We start from the raw sequence: 17,735 nt of genomic DNA, 5'->3' as shown, positions 1-17,735 counted from the left end.
CCCTCCACCCCTAATGTAAGTGCTTACATACTATTCAAATCTTAATCCTATATCCTAAAGTAATTGGAATACAAATCATTACTTAATCACTTAAACTAACACTAGATAGAATAGCAACCCGAGTGTGCTCGATATGCTCTAACACGGCCTCTTTTGTTTTTTCAACTTCTTTATTTCTCAAACACTCAATTATCCAGGCATGCTCCTTTAAAGTCTGTTCTTTTCGATTTGGTAAATTCAACGCACTAACACCAAACCACCTTATTTGATCACTAATTGTGCTCATTAAATTTACCAGGCGATGATTTCCACTCAATTCAGCCAAATAGATATGAAAGTCCTTATCCACCGATATGAATTGTCCACTATCTTTTACATGCTCAAGCTGTTTCACATAAATATGATTGAGCTGTTCGATATCTTTCTCCGTAATCTTGGAGATAAGTAGTTCTATAACAAGAATTTCAAGCGCTTTCCTAATTTGAATCACTTCTTCGACATCCCAGGCCGTTATTTTACTTACAAAAGTCCCCTTTCTTGGTATCGACTTCACCCACCCTTCCATCTCTAATAATAGAATTGCCTCCCTTACAGGCGTTCTACTAATTTCTAAATTTTCGCTCAAGTCTCTTTCGAACAATGCACTGCCGGGAAGGATTTCGTGTAAAACAATTGCATTTTTAATCCCTTCATATGCTTGTTGCTTAAGAGAAAGGGACTGCTGTACTATGAATAGGCTCATTCTCCATCTCCTCCCACTGGTATGTGGTATGCCAGTTGAATCTTAATTTTCAGTCTAAACAGTCTCATTCATTTTGTCAATACTAAAAAATTTGATAGTAATTAATGCGATAGTAGAAAAAGCCAACTATTACCTTCCTTTCAATCAAGGCGGGAATTAGTTGACGATTATTTTTCAATAAAGACTTTACAAAGTAGGTATGCAAAAAATATACCGGCCGAATACAACCACAGTACATTCTAACGATGCTTCACTGTTGAAACTATAGATCCGCTCTGCTATCCCCTCAATTTTAAAAAAGCAGCATCACTATTGAAGTACTGATGAACTGTTATTTATTTATTTCCCGTCCCATTCGGGCACTAAAATACTATCTAAAAGAGAATCACTCCATCCATCTTTCATTACTAAATCCTCACGCATTCTATCTTCTTTAATCATTCCTATTTTCTCCAACACCTTCGAAGAAGCAACATTTCTTGGATCACAGGTCGCATAAATACGGTGAAAATTGAATTCTTTAAAACCAAATCCAATTAATAATTTCGCTACTTCTGTTGCATATCCTATTCCCAAATAATTTGGATTCACAATATAACCAATTTCTCCGGTTTTATTTCCACAATCTCGAATATTAAACTCAGCTGCGCCAATCATCTTTCCGTATTACTTTAAAAGTATTGCAAAGACAAATCGACTTCTCGGATTTTTTTTGAAATCATATCTGCATAGCAAGTCCATTTTTTGCTATGAATATTCTAAATTCACATTTGTGTTTCGGAAGATTATTTGCTTTCAGGAAAATTGTTTACGGAATAACTAGTCAATGATATGCACTTAGATTGCACCCTGCTGCCGCGAGTAGAATCTGAGTTCTTTACATTAACCTTTAATGTTTACCTACAAACTACTCAGCCTTATTCAACATTTGATTTTTCCCAGTACAATCCATATATTGCACACTCCCTATTTCACCTGATATTGAATTATAAAATACAAGTTGCTCATTAATCATCTCAGTTAAAAAAGTTGTTTTGGTGGAGTCGTGGCTAACTGCTACCAGTTTGAATTTATAAATCGCTCCGTACGTTTTAGGGACAGTTAAAAAGAGTTCTCCCTTCTCAACAGATATATCTAGGACTTTGTTGTCCTCATTTCCAAATAGATACTTACCTACTATAGGTTCTACGTTTGTGTACGGAATTGGTACAGCAGGAAGCGGTAAAGATGTCTTTTCCTCAAAAATAGTCTTCGCAATTTCCAGACTTAAATGTTTTACAGGCGTAACATTCATATTACTCAAAAAGATAATAGTAACTTGATCATCAACAAATCTGAGAAAATCGCTACAAAAACCGCTGATATCTCCAGAATGATGCACACAGTTTTTTCCAAAAACTTCGGATTTCATCCAACCATATGCATATGAACTGAGATTTGGAGTAAACATTTTCTCTGTTAGTTCCTTGTTAAGTATTTTGAATGATTTTAATGCCTTATCCCAAATAAATAGATCCTCCGTTGTAGAATATAGACCATAGGATCCTAATGGAAATGACAAGTCAGCATATGCTGGGTGAATCGGTTCTTCCCAGAATGAATAACCAGAAGCCAAACTAGGAACGACCCTTATTCCATCATCGCAGCCTGTATTATACATGCCCAATGGATGGCATATTTGCTCCTGTATATAATCTGCATATGATATGCCTGAAACTATTTCCATAATAGCCGTTAGCAACGTGTAGCCCGAGTTTGAGTAGCCAAAACTCCTTCCAGGTTCAAAGTCCAAATCCCTGTCTTTAAATGAGTCAATAAGCTGATTTAAAGTCGAAGGAAGTCTCATAGTACTAGACCAAAAATCCGCAAAACTTGTATAATTGGGAATGCCTGAGCTATTCGTTAAGCAATGGAGAATCGTGATTCGATCACCATTAGGATAATCATGAAGATACTTACCAACATAATCGTTTATGTTCAATTTCTGCTTTTCATGTAATTGAAATATGCCCATTGCTGTAAAAGCCTTAGTAAGGGAACCTATGCGAAATTTAGTAGTAGGCGTATTTGGCACTTTATGTTCCCAATTAGCCATACCAAAGCCTTTGTTAAAAAGAATGTTTTCGTTAGAAGCAATTAGTATGGAGCCATTCAAATAACCATTTCGATCGTAAGATTCAATCCAGTTAGCTATCCGGTCCTCTACTATCATGTGAATTCCCCCCCTATAATAACGCCACTCTTGGTCCGTATATTTATTATAGTAACAATTTAATCTTGATTAATTTTATTCAGAACAAGGAATACATATTGAACATCCCCCTTATTTTAGATGTTTGAAAACACTTATGCTGCCATTGTTGTCTGATTATTTAAAGTGGAATAGCGGTTTAACTTTGAATATGCCCGCAGTTTAGTCTAGTAATTTTTCTCTGGTCTATACTTATATTGCATTCAATTTCAACTTTTCTAATTCGATCTCAATCTGATTTAAATCGATTCGTTCAAATAAAGGACTTACTTGAAAGGTTTGATATATTGATTTTTCTATGGGTTCCCAAGTAAATGGTGCTAAATTCAACATTGCTTTCACTTTATCACTTGAAAAAGGTAGGAATGGCGATAATAACTGAGCACAATTTGCAATAATATGCACACATGTAAGTAAAATATTCTTGCACTCTTCCCTGTTCTCATGGATTTCTTTCCAAGGTTGTTTTGTATCAAAGTATTTATTTCCGAAGCGAATGGTTTCAAAAATCGTTTCAATCGCTTGTTTGAAATGACCTTGTTCAATCAAGTGACCAATCTCACCATATCTAGATTGAGTCATTTCTACAATATCTAAATCCAGGTTACCAGAAACAGCCCCTTCAAATGATTTGTCAATAAACTTCAACGTCCGATTTACGAGGTTACCGTAAGCACCAAGAAGCTCAGAATTATGACTGAAAATGAATTCACGCCACGAAAAATCAGCGTCTCTATTTTCAGGTGCATTTGCAGTTAGAAAGTATCGAATGGAGTCAGGATCATAACTTTCCAAAATGGCGGGAACCCACACAGCCCAGTTTTTGCTCGTTGATAGTTTCATTTTTTCTAATGTTAAGTACTCGTTTGAAACGATATGTGTTGGAAAAGCGTCCTTTCCAATACCCGATAAAATAGATGGCCAAATAATCGAGTGGAAGGGAATGTTGTCTTTCCCATGTACATAGTAAGATACGGTCTCTTCATTCCAAAAAGCTTCATCACTTTGATTAGTGTCAATCGCCCATTGTTGACTGGCCGAATAATAACCTGATACTGCTTCAATCCAAACGTATACTTTTTTATCCTCATAACCTTGTACTGGGACACTAACTCCATTTTGTAAATCTCTGGACACAGCGCGGTCATGTAAACCTTCTGTCAAATATCTTTCTGATAAATGGATGGCATTTTCTCTCCACGCTTTGTTTGCCCGAACCTTCTTAACTTGCTCTTCTAGCTCATGTTGAAATGAACTTAATGAAAAGTAGAAGTGTTCCGTTGCCTTTGTGGTTGGTTCATTGCCACAAATTTTGCATTTACGGTCAATTAAATCAAGCGGATCAAGGATGGTTGAACAATTATCACATTGATCCCCACGAGATGGATGTCCACAGTTCGGACAAACACCCTCCACATACCGATCCGGTAAAAATTGGTGGTCAAACTCACAATACGTTTGTTCAATCTCTTTTTTATAAATATATCCATTCTCAAGTAGCTGCAAGAAAATCCGCTGGACAACTTCATGATGTTGTTGACTATCCGTTCTGGAATAAAAATCATAACTAAATCCCAGTATCGCAAAGCTTTCTATAAATTCTTGATGATAGCGATCTGCGATATCTTGAATCGCTAGCCCTTCTTGATTGGCCCTAATCGAAATAGGTGTACCATTACAATCGCTACCTGACACATATAAGACGGATTCACCCTTTAGTCGGTAATACCTCGCTAAAATATCCCCCGGTAACAACGCTGCGATATGGCCTAAATGCAATGACCCATTGGCATATGGCCACGCACCCCCAATTAAAATGCTCAAACGAATTCCTCCTTTTTAGGGCATACAAAAAACCCCGCCACTTATCGTATCGATAAGGACGAGGTTAATATTTCACTCGTGGTACCACCTTAGTTCACAAATAGCTCACGCCACTTGTCTTAGTAAGTACGTCGCTACAAATCCTGCGAGTATACTTTGACATTTGTAACAAGTGCCAAATCTTGTTGCAGCCTACTCATCCGCGGATTTTCAGTGCAAAGCTCGGAGATCATGTTCATCAGACTAGTTTGCTTCATTTCCACCAACAGAAGCTCTCTATATAACATCGTCTCATTACTTTTCCTCGTCATTGCCGTTTGATATAAGGTTTGAATTGATTATAGAGAAGTGTGTGTGTAAATGCAAATAATAAATAAACGTATTTCGTGGTCATGTTAACCATACTTGTATCACAACGTCAGCGATACACTACAGTGGATTATTACAAGTAAAGGAGTCACCATGCATTACATATGGGATTTGTGAATAATGAGTTGCCCCAAAAATTATTTCGATTGTAAAACTTAATCCAGTTACTTTTATGTAAGTTATTTCCTTATTTAGACTATGCCATTTTGAGAACTTATATTCATTGTAATTATAATGTATTCTGTATAATTATATTTAAAATCTCTAATTTATCCAAGTCCTTATTGTTATTTTTTGTTCTTCTATAGCCATCTTCTAGCGATTTATTATAGACTTTAACGAAATCCAAAATCGTAGGTAAATAGTATTCTGAACCAGCATCTTCAAATAGGTTTAAACTTGTATAATCTACATCCGCAAATTCCAATAAATCTTCCGTAAAAGCAAACCCAATTTTAATATCATTTTTAATAAATTCATGTTCCTGTAAGTTAACCATTCTATAGCCTAGCTGTTCCATGGTATGTTGGAGAAATTTCCATTTTTCTTCTAAATAAGTTAAGGGCACAAGTATATCAATATCTTGAGGAGAAAAGTCGATATTTGTTACTTTTCCAAGACCTAATGAACCATATAAGACGGGTACAATGTCTAACTGTTGGTTTAATAATCCAGAAATACATATAAATTCTTCATATAAATAATGTTCTCTATTCATAATTTCCCCTTCTATCAGTCAAAACTATATTTATATATAGTAGTAACTTTCACTCGTTTTTTTGCACAGAAATCGATTCGGTATTAAAGTTATTTATCATCTTTTGGTGAAAATTTAGCACTCTATTTTCCACTCCACTCATGAACTAAAATACTGTATAAAAGGGAATCACGCCATCCATCTTTTAGTAGTAAATCCTCACGCATTCTACCTTCTTTTGTCATGCCTATTTTCTCTAGCACCTTTGATGAAGCAACATTTCTTGGGTCGCATGTCGCATAAATACGATGGAGATTAAAATTTTTAAAACTGAATTCAATTACCAATTTCGCTGCCTCTGTTGCATATCCCATTCCCCAAAAATCTGGATTTATAATGTAGCCAATTTCTCCGATTTTATTGCTATAATCTTGGATATTTAACTCAGCTGCCCCAATCATGTTTCCGTTTCCCCTTAAAATTATGGCAAATACAAATCGACTTCTTGGTTTCTTTTTGGCATCTACAATAACTTGTTTTACAAACTCTTCAGATTCCTCCTCAGAGTTTGGTCCCCACGGTTGGTACTGACACACTAGTTGTTGCGATGCATATTTATGAACATCTACCCAATCTTTCTCTTCAATTTCTCGCATTATTACTCTTTCACTTTTAAGATATTCCCCAATCAAAAAAATCCCCATATCTAACTTTCCCACTCTCCTCTTCGTCAATTTTAATAAGGTTCAAGTCATTTTTTATTTAAAGGCTTGGAACCTTGTCAGTTCCTCTTCAATTCCATTCATAATGTCAAATGCTCCTGTTGACTTGTTTGAGCATACAACAACTATTTGAGATGAATTGGGAAAATAAGCGGAGTGAAAGCTAACTCCAGGATCATAGCCCATTACATGATACTTAAATACACCTTTTTCATTTTTCTTAATCCATATGCCATATCCATAAAAGCTATCTTCATCGACTTGAGTATGAGCCGTGAGTAACTGATTGGTTAGTACCTCATTTAGAAGTCGATGGTTCATCAAGGCTTCCCATAGCCTAACCATATCTTTTGCTGTTACATATGCTCCGCCATCCGAACCGCCTTTTACTGGTAGTGAATAAATATTCGTTTTCCATGTTCCGTCTGAATTATCTATATACCCTAAAGCAGTCCCTTGCGGAAGAGCATCAAACGCAAAGTATCCTGATTCTAACATGCCGACTTCTTTAAAAATACGTTCTTCAACGTAGTCAGTAAAGACAAGTCCACTTACTTGTTCAACTATCAAACCTAGCAAAATATAACCTGCATTATTGTAGTGAAACCGCCCTACTTTCGGAGATTTCATTTGCTCATTTTGAAAAAGTGGCAAAAAGTCGCTCAAACGTCTTAAGTGATACATCGGATTTTTGACCCACAGTTCCTCAAAGTCATCCATGACTTCTTCATCGAAATAATCTGGCATTCCTGTAGTATGCGTCAGTAAATGGTGGATGGTTATCTTTTCGTCTAAATATGGAAAATCTAAATCAAGACATTCTCCTAAAGTCGTATCAAAAGATAGTTTTCCTTCTTCTACAAGCTGACAAATTGCAATTGAGGTGAAAAGCTTACATCCAGACGCTATTCCATATCGAGATGTTCTTTGATTTTTTAATTGTTCAGAACGATTGGCATAACCATAGCTTACATCTGCCAAAATCTTTTCCCCATCTTTAACAAATACAGTACCTGAGAAATGATTACTACTTTGAATTTTTGCAATCTGCTCTGTAATTTTTATGTTCACTTTTATTCCCCCACTGTATTTGTTTTAAGTCATATCTTTGCTTCAACGTAAGTTAGATAGTTTATACTCTTTGACAAATTCCTCGTAATCCAATACTTCAATTACGTCTGACCAATGCCTAATGAAAATAACAGGTTTTCCATTCTCCTTGAAATCCTTAATAACATTCTTGATTATTGACAGCCCTCTTAAAAATTACCGAAACTCAAAATTCCATTTGTACATCTATAACTAATAAAGCCTCCATTTTCCACCTAATTTCCTTTGATAGATAACTCTTCTAGAATGATGATAACTTCTCCTGCTATATAGGGGGCCATTCACTGACACTTTTTTGTGAAATCGTGTTAATGCCAATCATCTTTCCAAGTCGGGACCCCCGCCTTATATTCCCGCCTTTGTTATACTAATCGTATTAATCATTTAGGGGGTTAAAAACATGGCAAAGTTATTTGAACCAGTTACAATACGCGATGTTGAATTTAAAAACCGCATCGTTATGTCGCCGATGTGTATGTATTCGAGCCATAACGAAGACGGAATGATTGAGGATTGGCATAAGACTCATTACGCCACACGTGCAGTCGGTCAAGTTGGTCTTATCATTGTTGAGGCTACAGCAGTACAACCTGCGGGACGGATTTCTTCACAAGATCTTGGCATCTGGAGCGACGACCATATTGCGGGATTAACAGAAGTGGTCCATCTCATGCAACAGCATGGCGCGAAAGCGGGCATCCAGCTCGCACATGCTGGACGTAAAGCGACAGTCGACGGCGATATTTATGCACCGTCCGCAATTGCATTCAATGAAAAGTATAAATCTCCTGTTGAAATGACTATAGACGATATAAAAACGACTGTACAAGCATTCAAGGAAGGTGCAATTCGTGCGAAGAAAGCCGGGTTTGACGTCATTGAACTCCATGGTGCACATGGCTATCTTATTAATGAATTCTTGTCGCCTTTATCGAATAAACGGACGGATGATTACGGCGGCTCTGCAGTAAACCGCTATCGCTTGTTACGTGAAATTATCGAAGTAGTTCGCACTGTTTGGCAAGGTCCCTTGTTCGTCCGAATATCTGCACATGATTATACTGACGGAGGCATGACGTCCATTGCGTACATTGAAATGGCGAAGTGGATGAAAGAGCAAGGCGTCGATCTAATTGATGTTAGTTCCGGAGCGGTCGTCCCAGCCGCAATTGATTCATTTCCTGGCTATCAAGTGAAATTTTCGGAAACAATTAAAGATGGTGCCGATATATTAACGGGCGCAGTTGGCCTGATCACAACTGGTATCCAAGCAGAAGAAATCTTGAAAAACGGCCGTGCCGATATGATTTTGCTGGCACGCGAACTATTGCGCGACCCGTACTGGGCATATACAGCGGCAAAAGACCTTCGTGTTGAGATCCAGTCGCCGAAACAGTATGAGCGAGGCTGGATGTTTTAAATAAGTTATCCTGCCAATATTGGACAGTAATTTATAAATGAAAAAGTAGTAGTGCAAACCCTGGCACGGGTTCGCACTACTACTTTTTTAGTGATATGCCTGTAGAGTATCCTCTTAGGTATCTACAAATAGTAAATATAATTTATTCACCTACTCGAGATATTAAATTCGTGGAAACTTCACGAACCAGATAAAGTATTTGTCAAACTCATTCAATTCTACATAGTGTTTACAAATATTTTCCAATGGAGTTATATAACTTTTTTGAGTGTTCTCCAAAAACAAAGGTAATGGTTATAACTTTGTAGAATATTGTCTATTAAACGAAAATGTTTGAAGGGATTGGGATAAATGCAGAACTTAACAACGAGTGTTAAACAAGTACAAGAGAAACTATTGGAATTAGGACATCCAAACGAGGTCGTCAAATTGACAGACAGCGCTCGGACTGCTCAAGAAGCGGCAGATGCCTTAGGATGTGAGGTCGCGCAGATTGCTAAATCGATTATTTTTAAACTAAAAAGTACAAACGAGCCGCTATTAGTTGTTGCGAGTGGAATCAATCGCATTGATGAGAAACTAGTTGCTCAAACACTAAATGACAAACTAGGTAAAGCAGATGCTGATTTTGTCCGTGAATCCACAGGTTTTGTTATTGGCGGGGTTCCCCCATTAGGGCATAAAAACTCTGTACTAACCTTAATTGACGAAGACCTTTTCAAGTATGAAACGATCTGGGCTGCTGCTGGACATCCGAAAGTAGTATTTCAATTAACACCAGATGAACTCGAGAAAATGACAAATGGACAAGTTATTTCTGTGAAATAATGTTTGATAAATACACTAAACCCGATTCTTCCTGCAATAGGAAAAATCGGGTTTCAGCTTACATATTTTCACATAAGATATTGCTATGTTCAAGTAGATGTCACGGCTGAAAAGCACCTATATCACCCTGAATTCATGTTTAGTCCCGAATAACTTCGCCGTTTTTCCATTCGAACCGTGAGAAGTCTTCTGCAATATGGAGTGCAGGGAAAATGGCTTCCCCTTGTTTTTGCAATTGCGCCACGTCGCTAGGCATGAAACGGGCACTAATATGATTGGCAATAAGCGTTTTAGCTCCTGCTTCTTGCGCTACCCGTGCTGCATCACCGATTGTTGAATGTCCATATTCTTTCGCCAAATTTCCCGTATCTATATCGAACGTAGCCTCGTGAACGAGAATATCCGTGTCTTGCGCCAGTTCAACAGCGGCACTACAATAATTTGTATCACCAAGAATGGCAACTATAAATCCTTCTTGCGGTTCCCCGGTGACGTCCGAACTGGCAACAACTCGCCCGTCCTCCAATATCACATCTTCTCCGCTCTTCAACTGTTTCAGTAGCGGACCGTTTGGTACACCCGCTTCTTTTGCTTTGGTGATGAGTAACTTTCCTGGAAGTGGTTTTTGCTCAATCCGATAACCTAAACATGGGATAATATGCTGTAAACTTTTCGCAGTCACACGGTAATCGGCATCTTCAAAAACAACGCCTTCCCCGATTTCATGAACAATTAACTCATAGTTTAAATGCGTATTGGTTACGCGCAACGTTGTCCTAATCCATTCATTCAACCCAGTTGGCCCATAAATGTCAAGTTGCTCCTCGCCACCAAGGAATGAGCGCGAGCCAATCAATCCGGGTAATCCGAAAATATGATCGCCGTGCAAATGCGTGATAAATATCTTGCCTATTTTCCGTGGTTTTAGCGATGTATGTAATATCTGGTGTTGCGTCGCTTCCCCACAATCGAATAGCCAATAACCGTCCCCTTCGGCCGATAAATTCAAAACGACAGCTGACGTATTACGCATTTTGGACGGCATACCCGCCCCAGTTCCTAAAAATTGTAGTTCCATAACGGATATCCACCTTTCATTTCATGCCCCGCTTCACTGTTCCAGGACCGAATTTTTGTTCCAACTGCGAAAGCAAAGTATCCATTGTCTCTTCTTTCGCATGTTTTTCAAAGTTATAAATTGATAGCTGTTCATGCAGTTCATTCATCATAACCACATTTGATACGGTAATACCAAGAAGACGAATTGGTTCGCCATCCCAATGCCTTGTAAATAAATCAGCAGCTTCTTTATAAATATCTTGTTCTTTATAGAGTGGATTAAGGACCGTCCTGCTTCGAGAATGATTACGCCAGTCTGCTGTACGTATTTGGATCATGACGACTGTGCCGGCTAATTGTTTAGTATCAAGACGGGCCGCTACTTTGGACGCCAACCATTTGAAAACCTTCAGGCATTCATCCAAATCAGTTTCATCTACCGGTAATGTCGTTGAGCTGCCGAAACTTTTTCGTTCTTCAGCAGCTTCAGGGTCTACAAGACGGTGGTCAATACCATTTGCACGTTCATGCAGTCGGATGCCGTGTTTCCCAAAAGACGATTTTATGGTGATCTCATCTGTTTTTGCCAAATCCCCGATTGTGAAAAGGCCCAACTCATTCATCTTTTTCTCTGTACTCTTCCCAATTCCATGCATTTCAATAACCGGAAGTGGCCACAAGATAGATTCAATTTCCCTCTTTCGTAAAATCGTAATACCCATCGGTTTTTTCATATCTGATGCAGTCTTCGCAAGAAACTTATTCGGCGCGATACCAATCGAACACGGCAGGTCAAGCTCCTGCAAAAGACGTTGTTGCATACCAGATGCAATATTCACAGCATTGGTCAATCCACCAATCGCAGTAATATCGATATACGCCTCATCAATTGACACCGGTTCTACAAGGTTAGTAAAGGTTCGTAACAAGTCGAAAACAGCAGACGAAGCGATTCGATATTTTTCGAAATCTGGCGGGACAATTACCAGATCTGGACATAGCCGTTTCGCCTCACCGACGGTCATCGTCGTGTAAATGCCAAACGATCTTGCTTCATACGAACACGTCACAAGAATGCCTTTTCGTGCTTTTGGATTACCGGCAACCGCCATTGCGATACCTTTCAAGGAAGGGTCATGCGCTTGTTCAACGGATGCAAAAAAACTATTCATATCCAGATGAAGAATGACCTTTGCTTGTGAATCACTAACCGTCGTCAAGACATATTCCCCTCCTTCACTTTTATACTTCTTATGTAGAAATAAAGAATGCCATTGAATTCGCTCAGGTGCAAGGGGGATATCTCCCGCCCTAAGCCAAGCAGCTTTGCCACCATTCTTAGGGCTTCGTCTACCCCATTTAAGGCGTCTTCAGTTAGGTTATTTAGTATTCATTTGTTTAATATATTTAATTATAACATGCAAAAACCGGACAGATGGCACTGCCCGGCTTACAGGTTACTTTTCTTGTGCTAGTTGTGCTTCCACATACTCGCCGATTTTATCCATCCCAGCAAGCGTTTGGGATAAAATCTCAGGATCGACAACGGTAATCATTCGGTTTTCTAAATTTGCAACTGTCGTGAAATAAGGTGTTCTTGAGTACGCAATAAGCCCCGAGGAAGTTAAAGCACTTTCTGGAATATCAAGAATTTCTTTCGCATTCAGTACAAGTAAACCAATGTATAAACTGCCAGTTTGAACTACAACAACACGTGCATCTTCATATCCTTGTGCAGTTTTACCATAGAGAATCTGTTCAAAATCCAGAATTGGAACAAGTTCCCCACGAATCCGCATAAGTCCGAGCATATATTCAGGAAGATGTGGGATCGGGTTTATTTGTTCAAGACGCTCAATTGACACGACAGTATCAACAGCAATCGCGTATTCCTCGTTACCACATTGGACAATAACTGCTTTTAAATCACTCATCCTTTTCCCCCCTTTACTTATTTGCCGTTACATGGATGATTTCAAGCAAGAGTTCTGTCAGCTTGTTCAACTCATCAACAGGCATCCGCTCATTTTTCGTGTGAATTTCTTCGTAACCAACAGCTAGTGTAACTGTTGGAATACCTGCGCCATTGAATACATTACCGTCACTTCCACCGCCGCTAGTCATTAACTGTGGCGTTAGTCCGATATTCTTAATGGCCTTCATCGCCGTTTGCACGACTTCTGCGTCTTCTTCAAAACTAAATCCAGGATACATCAGCTGAACTTCTGTTTCAGCTGTTCCGCCCATTAGTTCAGCAGTCCGCTCAAATGTACGAATCATATGTTCTATCTGTTCATTCAGCTTTTCCTGATTGATAGATCTTGCTTCCGCTAAAATACGAACTTCATCACAGACAATATTCGTTGCTTGTCCGCCTTCAAAGCGTCCGATATTAGCAGTTGTTTCTGAGTCAATACGACCCAGGGACATTGCAGAAATCGATTTAGCCGCGATATTGATGGCCGAAACTCCTTTTTCAGGTGCAACGCCAGCATGTGCTGTTCTGCCATGGATTGTCGTCCATAATTTTGCTTGGAAAGGTGCAGCAGTTACGATACCGCCAACTTTTTGGTCACTGTCGACAGCATAGCCGTATTTCGCCGTAATCAATGATGCATCCATTTCTTTCGCACCGACTAGGCCACTTTCTTCACCTGCTGTTATAATGAACTGAATAACGCCGTGTGGTTTACCACTTTCTTTCAAAGTACGTGCCATTTCAAATAGGGCCGCAATTCCTGCTTTATCATCTGCGCCAAGAATTGTCGTACCGTCAGAATAGACATAACCGTCATCACGCAATTCCGGTTTAATACTTTGACCAGGAACGACAGTATCCATATGACATGTGAAATAAATTGGATCGATGCCTTCAGCAGTCCCTTTCAAAGTCGCAATAAGGTTACCTGCGCCATGTCCAGTGCGATCGTCAGAATCATCTTCCTCAACATCAAAACCGAGTGCTTCCATTTTTAGTGTTAAAACATCAGCAATCGCCCGTTCGTTTTTCGTTTCAGAATCAATTTGTACGAGTTCCAAAAATTCTTCTAGTAGTCTTTGTTTATTCATTTAAAGCATCCCCTTAATTATAACGGTATATTACCGTGTTTCTTCTTCGGTCTAGTCTCTTGCTTGTTGCGCATCATGTCAAGTGCTTGCAATAGTTTAATGCGTGTTTCACGAGGATCAATAACGTCATCGACCATGCCGTGTGATGCCGCAACGTAAGGATTTGAGAATTTCTCTCGATATTCCTCGATTTTTTCTGCGCGCATCGCTTCCGGATCGTCGCTATTGGCAATTTCTCTGGCAAAGATGATATTCGCAGCGCCTTGCGCACCCATAACTGCAATTTCAGCATTTGGCCATGCATAGACAATATCCGCTCCGATTGATTTAGAGTTCAGTGCTACATAAGCACCGCCAAATGCCTTGCGTAGGATAACCGTTATTTTTGGCACAGTTGCTTCCGAATAAGCGTACAAAATTTTTGCACCGTGGCGAATTATACCACCATGCTCCTGTTTAATGCCCGGGAAGAATCCAGTTACATCTTCAAAAGTAATGATTGGAATATTGAAAGAGTCACAGAATCGGATAAAACGTGCAATTTTATCGGATGAATCAATATCAAGGCCACCCGCCATTACTTTCGGCTGATTACAAACGAGTCCGACCGGTTCCCCTTTCATACGGGCCAATCCGACGACAGCATTTCTTGCAAATTCAGCTTGAACTTCCATGAAGGAATCCGTATCAACGACTTGTTCGATAACCTTCCGAATGTCATATGGACGAATGGTTTCATAGGGCACAACATCAGCCAGATTTGCACGGTAATCATCAGCTTCGTCATAAGCTGCGACTGGCGGTTTTTCTGTATTGTTTTGTGGTAAATAAGCAAGTAATTTGCGGACATTTTCGAGAACAGTCTTCTCATCTTTACCACGGAAATGGGCATTCCCGCTGATTGAGTTATGTACTTTCGAACCGCCGAGGTCTTCAGACGAAATCTTCTCCCCAGTAACCGTCTCAATTACTTTCGGTCCAGTGATGAACATCTGGCTTGTTTCATCCGTCATGAATACAAAGTCCGTGATGGCTGGCGAATAAACTGCGCCACCTGCACAAGGCCCAAGAATGACTGATATTTGTGGAATAACACCCGAGTAGATAGCATTACGGTAGAAAATTTCACCATAACCGTCAAGTGAGACGACACCTTCTTGAATGCGGGCTCCACCCGAATCATTCAGTCCGATGAATGGTGCACCATTTTTAGCAGCGAGATCCATGACATTGGCGATTTTCATGGCATGCATTTCCCCTAGCGCTCCTCCAAAAACAGTAAAGTCCTGTGAAAATAAATATATTGGTCTACCGTTAACTTTCCCGTAGCCAGTTACCACGCCATCGCCTGGGCCGACTTGCTTGTCCATCCCAAAGTCCCGCGTACGGTGGATAACAAACGGATTTAATTCAACAAATGAATTCGGATCTAGCAGCAAGTCAATTCGTTCCCTTGCGGTCAACTTCCCTTTTTCATGCTGTTTAGCAATTCGCTCGTCTCCGCCACCAAGTTCAATCACTCTTTTTCTATCATATAATTCATTGATTTTATCATAGATATCCATTTTGTCAGTCCCCTTTGCCGCTTTTATCGCATAGCTCATACAATACGCCGAATGATGATTTTGGATGGAGGAACGCCACATCCGCTCCACCAGCACCTGGTTTCGGTTCTTCTTGCAGTAACTGAACGCCTTTTTCCCGCAGTTCAGCCATCCTTGAACGAATATCCGTCACACCGAATGCGATATGATGAACCCCTTCACCACGTTTTTCGATGAATTTCGCAATTGCTCCATCTTCCCCCAGTGGTTCCAATAACTCAAGCTTAATATTCCCAGCGCCAATGAACGCGACGCGCACGTTCTGACTTGGGACCTCTTCAACTGCTAAAAGCGTAAGCCCGAGCGTATGTATGTAATAGTCTATTGATACATCGATACTTTTGACAGCGATTCCAACGTGGTCTACTTTTTGCATAACAATTCCCCCTCCCCCTATTGTACATTTTACCTCATTAAACGGCTAGATGTTGTGATATTCATAAATTCTGTTAAAATAGAATTATAAAGCTTAAGGAGTTTTGACTAATGAGCAATCGTAAAGTACAGAAAGTCGTTGTTTTGGTAATGGTTGGAGCAATGCTTGCTTCAAGTGTTATGTTCGGTCTTAGCATGATCATGTAAAAGCAAAAAACAGTCCGTATGTGCAATCTAGCACATACGGACTGTTTTTTGCATTATATGTCTAGCCTAAGTTCATTTTCAGACGCCCAGCACTTTTCTTATAGTTCTTCGCAATATTCCTCAAATTGACTTTGTAGATTTGTCACAACAGACATTGGATCATGTCCTTCGATTTCATAACGTCCAACTTCAGCGACAAGCTTGCCGTCTTTCAGAAGTACGAATGATGGTGATGAAGGCAGGTGATCTTCTCCGAAAAGCATACGTGCTTGTGCAGTCGCTTCTTTGTCTTGTCCTGCAAACACAGTTACTAAGTGATCCGGACGTTTGTCATAATGCACTGCGTGTGCAGCTGCTGGACGTGCGATACCACCTGCACAACCGCAAACCGAGTTCACCATTACAAGTGTTGTGCCAGAACGTTTAAACGCATCTTCAACAAGCTCAGGCGTTGTCAGCTGCTCATAACCGCTAGCTTCCATCTCTGAACGTGCTTGTCTAAGGATATCATTCATATAAAGATCAAAATTCATATTCATGTTAATCAAACCCCTCTCTATTTACTTCTTTATCATAGCAGGACAGGGAGTTTCCTGCAAAAAATCGATTTCGAAATAATTAATAACCCAAAATGAAACCTTTTCCAGTTTCTTTCGTAAAACTACTAACTACTAATTATTCGACAAGGAGGAGAACGAAGTAATGGAATTCTGGATCATCGGTTCGGTTTTCGTGATGTACTTTCTTGTTATGATTCCAGTTCAATATAGCAATATTGTAGCTACAAAAAAAGAGCTTGAAGAATCTGGTTTAACGCATAACGATACATATGAAGTAATGAGTTTTGAGCAGCAACAGTTACAACTTAATCTACAAGGTAATCTCTTTAATTTACCCGCGACATTAATGGCACAGTATATTTATTTCATGCGCCATCGAGGCAACAAAAAGGTTAAATAGATGAAGGCTGTTGGAAAAGTCAATGTAATTTTCAAAAAGGTAATCCTACCTCAATCTTATCGAGGTTGGATTACCTTTTTTACTGTATGTTTATACTTAAATTTGTCAGTTCGTACACCATGTTAATAGAACCCCCCCACACGGTTAAGATATCCACTTTGACAAAAAAAATATTTGAAAGAACCAATTGAAATACTGGAACTAAGTGTACGGTTGACTAAGATACTTAAAAAGAATGACATTCACACGCTAGAGGACCTTATCACTGAAGATACCTTTGAACTTGAATGTACGGGTCCGATTTTTAGGAAAGAGTTAGAGGAAGTAATTGACGAGATTATATTAGAAGTTCAATAAAACAAATATAACGAACTTTCCCTAATCTGATTGGTCGTTGTTTTTTTTGCAAACCCTTCTTTCTTTCGGATTCCACGTCCCCATGGACACCCTTGCGTTAGGCTAACTGTTACTTCTGCCTTCAAAGTTCGGGACTTGCAC

19 protein-coding genes and 1 other annotated feature are annotated in these 17,735 nt (G+C 39.3%); of the genes, 5 read left to right on the top strand and 14 right to left on the bottom strand.

The window, feature by feature from the left end:
* Positions 1 to 82: 82 nt before the first annotated feature.
* The 7 genes from ACP8HG_RS05775 to ACP8HG_RS05745 all read right to left on the bottom strand — a co-directional run bounded on the left by ACP8HG_RS05775 (position 83) and on the right by ACP8HG_RS05745 (position 7,676).
* Positions 83 to 742 carry a GntR family transcriptional regulator gene (locus ACP8HG_RS05775; protein ID WP_187044807.1) on the bottom strand — a complete coding sequence of 220 codons (660 nt, stop codon included), beginning with the start codon at positions 740 to 742 and terminating at the stop codon, positions 83 to 85.
* 339 nt (positions 743 to 1,081) lie between these two features.
* The gene (locus tag ACP8HG_RS05770) at positions 1,082 to 1,399 is read right to left on the bottom strand and encodes a GNAT family N-acetyltransferase (protein WP_255428419.1); all 318 of its coding nucleotides are present in this window, start codon (positions 1,397 to 1,399) and stop codon (positions 1,082 to 1,084) included.
* A gap of 250 nt (positions 1,400 to 1,649) precedes the next feature.
* Positions 1,650 to 2,954 (bottom strand): serine hydrolase domain-containing protein, encoded by a 1,305-nt coding sequence (locus tag ACP8HG_RS05765; RefSeq protein ID WP_438298327.1) that lies wholly within the window; start codon positions 2,952 to 2,954, stop codon positions 1,650 to 1,652.
* Positions 2,955 to 3,185: 231 nt separating this feature from the next.
* Entirely contained in the window at positions 3,186 to 4,817 is a 1,632-nt protein-coding gene (gene metG, locus ACP8HG_RS05760; protein ID WP_399632255.1) for a methionine--tRNA ligase, read from the bottom strand.
* A 51-nt stretch (positions 4,818 to 4,868) separates the two neighbouring features.
* Positions 4,869 to 5,137 (bottom strand) — a binding site (T-box leader).
* Between the two features lie 278 nt (positions 5,138 to 5,415).
* Entirely contained in the window at positions 5,416 to 5,904 is a 489-nt protein-coding gene (locus ACP8HG_RS05755) for a hypothetical protein (RefSeq protein WP_067209151.1), read from the bottom strand.
* A gap of 122 nt (positions 5,905 to 6,026) precedes the next feature.
* On the bottom strand, positions 6,027 to 6,587 hold the full coding sequence (locus ACP8HG_RS05750) for a GNAT family N-acetyltransferase (RefSeq protein WP_438298629.1): 561 nt from the start codon (positions 6,585 to 6,587) through the stop codon (positions 6,027 to 6,029).
* A gap of 54 nt (positions 6,588 to 6,641) precedes the next feature.
* Positions 6,642 to 7,676, bottom strand: coding sequence for a serine hydrolase domain-containing protein (locus tag ACP8HG_RS05745; protein ID WP_438298326.1), 1,035 nt, complete (start codon positions 7,674 to 7,676; stop codon positions 6,642 to 6,644).
* A gap of 439 nt (positions 7,677 to 8,115) precedes the next feature.
* Between ACP8HG_RS05745 and namA the strand changes: the two genes are divergently transcribed.
* Together namA and ACP8HG_RS05735 are read left to right on the top strand one after the other, a co-directional pair.
* On the top strand, positions 8,116 to 9,135 hold the full coding sequence (gene namA / locus ACP8HG_RS05740) for an NADPH dehydrogenase NamA (protein ID WP_438298325.1): 1,020 nt from the start codon (positions 8,116 to 8,118) through the stop codon (positions 9,133 to 9,135).
* A 351-nt stretch (positions 9,136 to 9,486) separates the two neighbouring features.
* Positions 9,487 to 9,963 carry a YbaK/EbsC family protein gene (locus tag ACP8HG_RS05735; RefSeq protein ID WP_340764294.1) on the top strand — a complete coding sequence of 159 codons (477 nt, stop codon included), beginning with the start codon at positions 9,487 to 9,489 and terminating at the stop codon, positions 9,961 to 9,963.
* A 139-nt stretch (positions 9,964 to 10,102) separates the two neighbouring features.
* On the opposite strand, the gene rnz is transcribed toward ACP8HG_RS05735, so the two are convergent.
* From rnz to mce, 6 genes are all read right to left on the bottom strand, one after another.
* Positions 10,103 to 11,041: a ribonuclease Z gene (gene rnz, locus ACP8HG_RS05730; protein ID WP_438298324.1), complete on the bottom strand. Its 939-nt coding sequence runs from the start codon at positions 11,039 to 11,041 to the stop codon at positions 10,103 to 10,105.
* Between the two features lie 16 nt (positions 11,042 to 11,057).
* Positions 11,058 to 12,242, bottom strand: a complete 1,185-nt coding sequence (locus tag ACP8HG_RS05725) for a DNA polymerase IV (protein WP_438298323.1) — start codon at positions 12,240 to 12,242, stop codon at positions 11,058 to 11,060.
* Positions 12,243 to 12,479: 237 nt separating this feature from the next.
* Positions 12,480 to 12,956 (bottom strand): chemotaxis protein CheW, encoded by a 477-nt coding sequence (locus ACP8HG_RS05720; RefSeq protein ID WP_067209139.1) that lies wholly within the window; start codon positions 12,954 to 12,956, stop codon positions 12,480 to 12,482.
* A 13-nt stretch (positions 12,957 to 12,969) separates the two neighbouring features.
* Positions 12,970 to 14,091: a M20/M25/M40 family metallo-hydrolase gene (locus ACP8HG_RS05715; RefSeq protein ID WP_438298322.1), complete on the bottom strand. Its 1,122-nt coding sequence runs from the start codon at positions 14,089 to 14,091 to the stop codon at positions 12,970 to 12,972.
* Between the two features lie 17 nt (positions 14,092 to 14,108).
* Entirely contained in the window at positions 14,109 to 15,656 is a 1,548-nt protein-coding gene (locus tag ACP8HG_RS05710; protein WP_187044800.1) for an acyl-CoA carboxylase subunit beta, read from the bottom strand.
* A gap of 4 nt (positions 15,657 to 15,660) precedes the next feature.
* Positions 15,661 to 16,071: a methylmalonyl-CoA epimerase gene (gene mce, locus ACP8HG_RS05705; RefSeq protein WP_438298321.1), complete on the bottom strand. Its 411-nt coding sequence runs from the start codon at positions 16,069 to 16,071 to the stop codon at positions 15,661 to 15,663.
* Positions 16,072 to 16,181: 110 nt separating this feature from the next.
* Here mce and prli42 point away from each other — a divergent pair, with 110 nt between their 5' ends.
* Positions 16,182 to 16,277: a stressosome-associated protein Prli42 gene (prli42, locus tag ACP8HG_RS05700; protein ID WP_156476017.1), complete on the top strand. Its 96-nt coding sequence runs from the start codon at positions 16,182 to 16,184 to the stop codon at positions 16,275 to 16,277.
* A 98-nt stretch (positions 16,278 to 16,375) separates the two neighbouring features.
* On the opposite strand, the gene ACP8HG_RS05695 is transcribed toward prli42, so the two are convergent.
* Complete coding sequence (locus tag ACP8HG_RS05695; protein ID WP_067209130.1) at positions 16,376 to 16,816, bottom strand: BrxA/BrxB family bacilliredoxin; 441 nt, start codon at positions 16,814 to 16,816, stop codon at positions 16,376 to 16,378.
* A gap of 163 nt (positions 16,817 to 16,979) precedes the next feature.
* Here ACP8HG_RS05695 and ACP8HG_RS05690 point away from each other — a divergent pair, with 163 nt between their 5' ends.
* Together ACP8HG_RS05690 and ACP8HG_RS05685 are read left to right on the top strand one after the other, a co-directional pair.
* Positions 16,980 to 17,237, top strand: a complete 258-nt coding sequence (locus tag ACP8HG_RS05690) for a DUF3949 domain-containing protein (protein ID WP_187044798.1) — start codon at positions 16,980 to 16,982, stop codon at positions 17,235 to 17,237.
* A 174-nt stretch (positions 17,238 to 17,411) separates the two neighbouring features.
* The gene (locus ACP8HG_RS05685) at positions 17,412 to 17,594 is read left to right on the top strand and encodes a DNA-directed RNA polymerase subunit alpha C-terminal domain-containing protein (RefSeq protein WP_067209128.1); all 183 of its coding nucleotides are present in this window, start codon (positions 17,412 to 17,414) and stop codon (positions 17,592 to 17,594) included.
* Positions 17,595 to 17,735: the final 141 nt, after the last annotated feature.

Origin of the sequence: Sporosarcina sp. FA15, assembly GCF_051550195.1 — a bacterium.
Lineage (GTDB): Bacteria > Bacillota > Bacilli > Bacillales_A > Planococcaceae > Sporosarcina > Sporosarcina psychrophila.
Note: the sequence above shows the minus strand (reverse complement) of the source record. Positions and strands in the feature narration are given on the sequence as shown.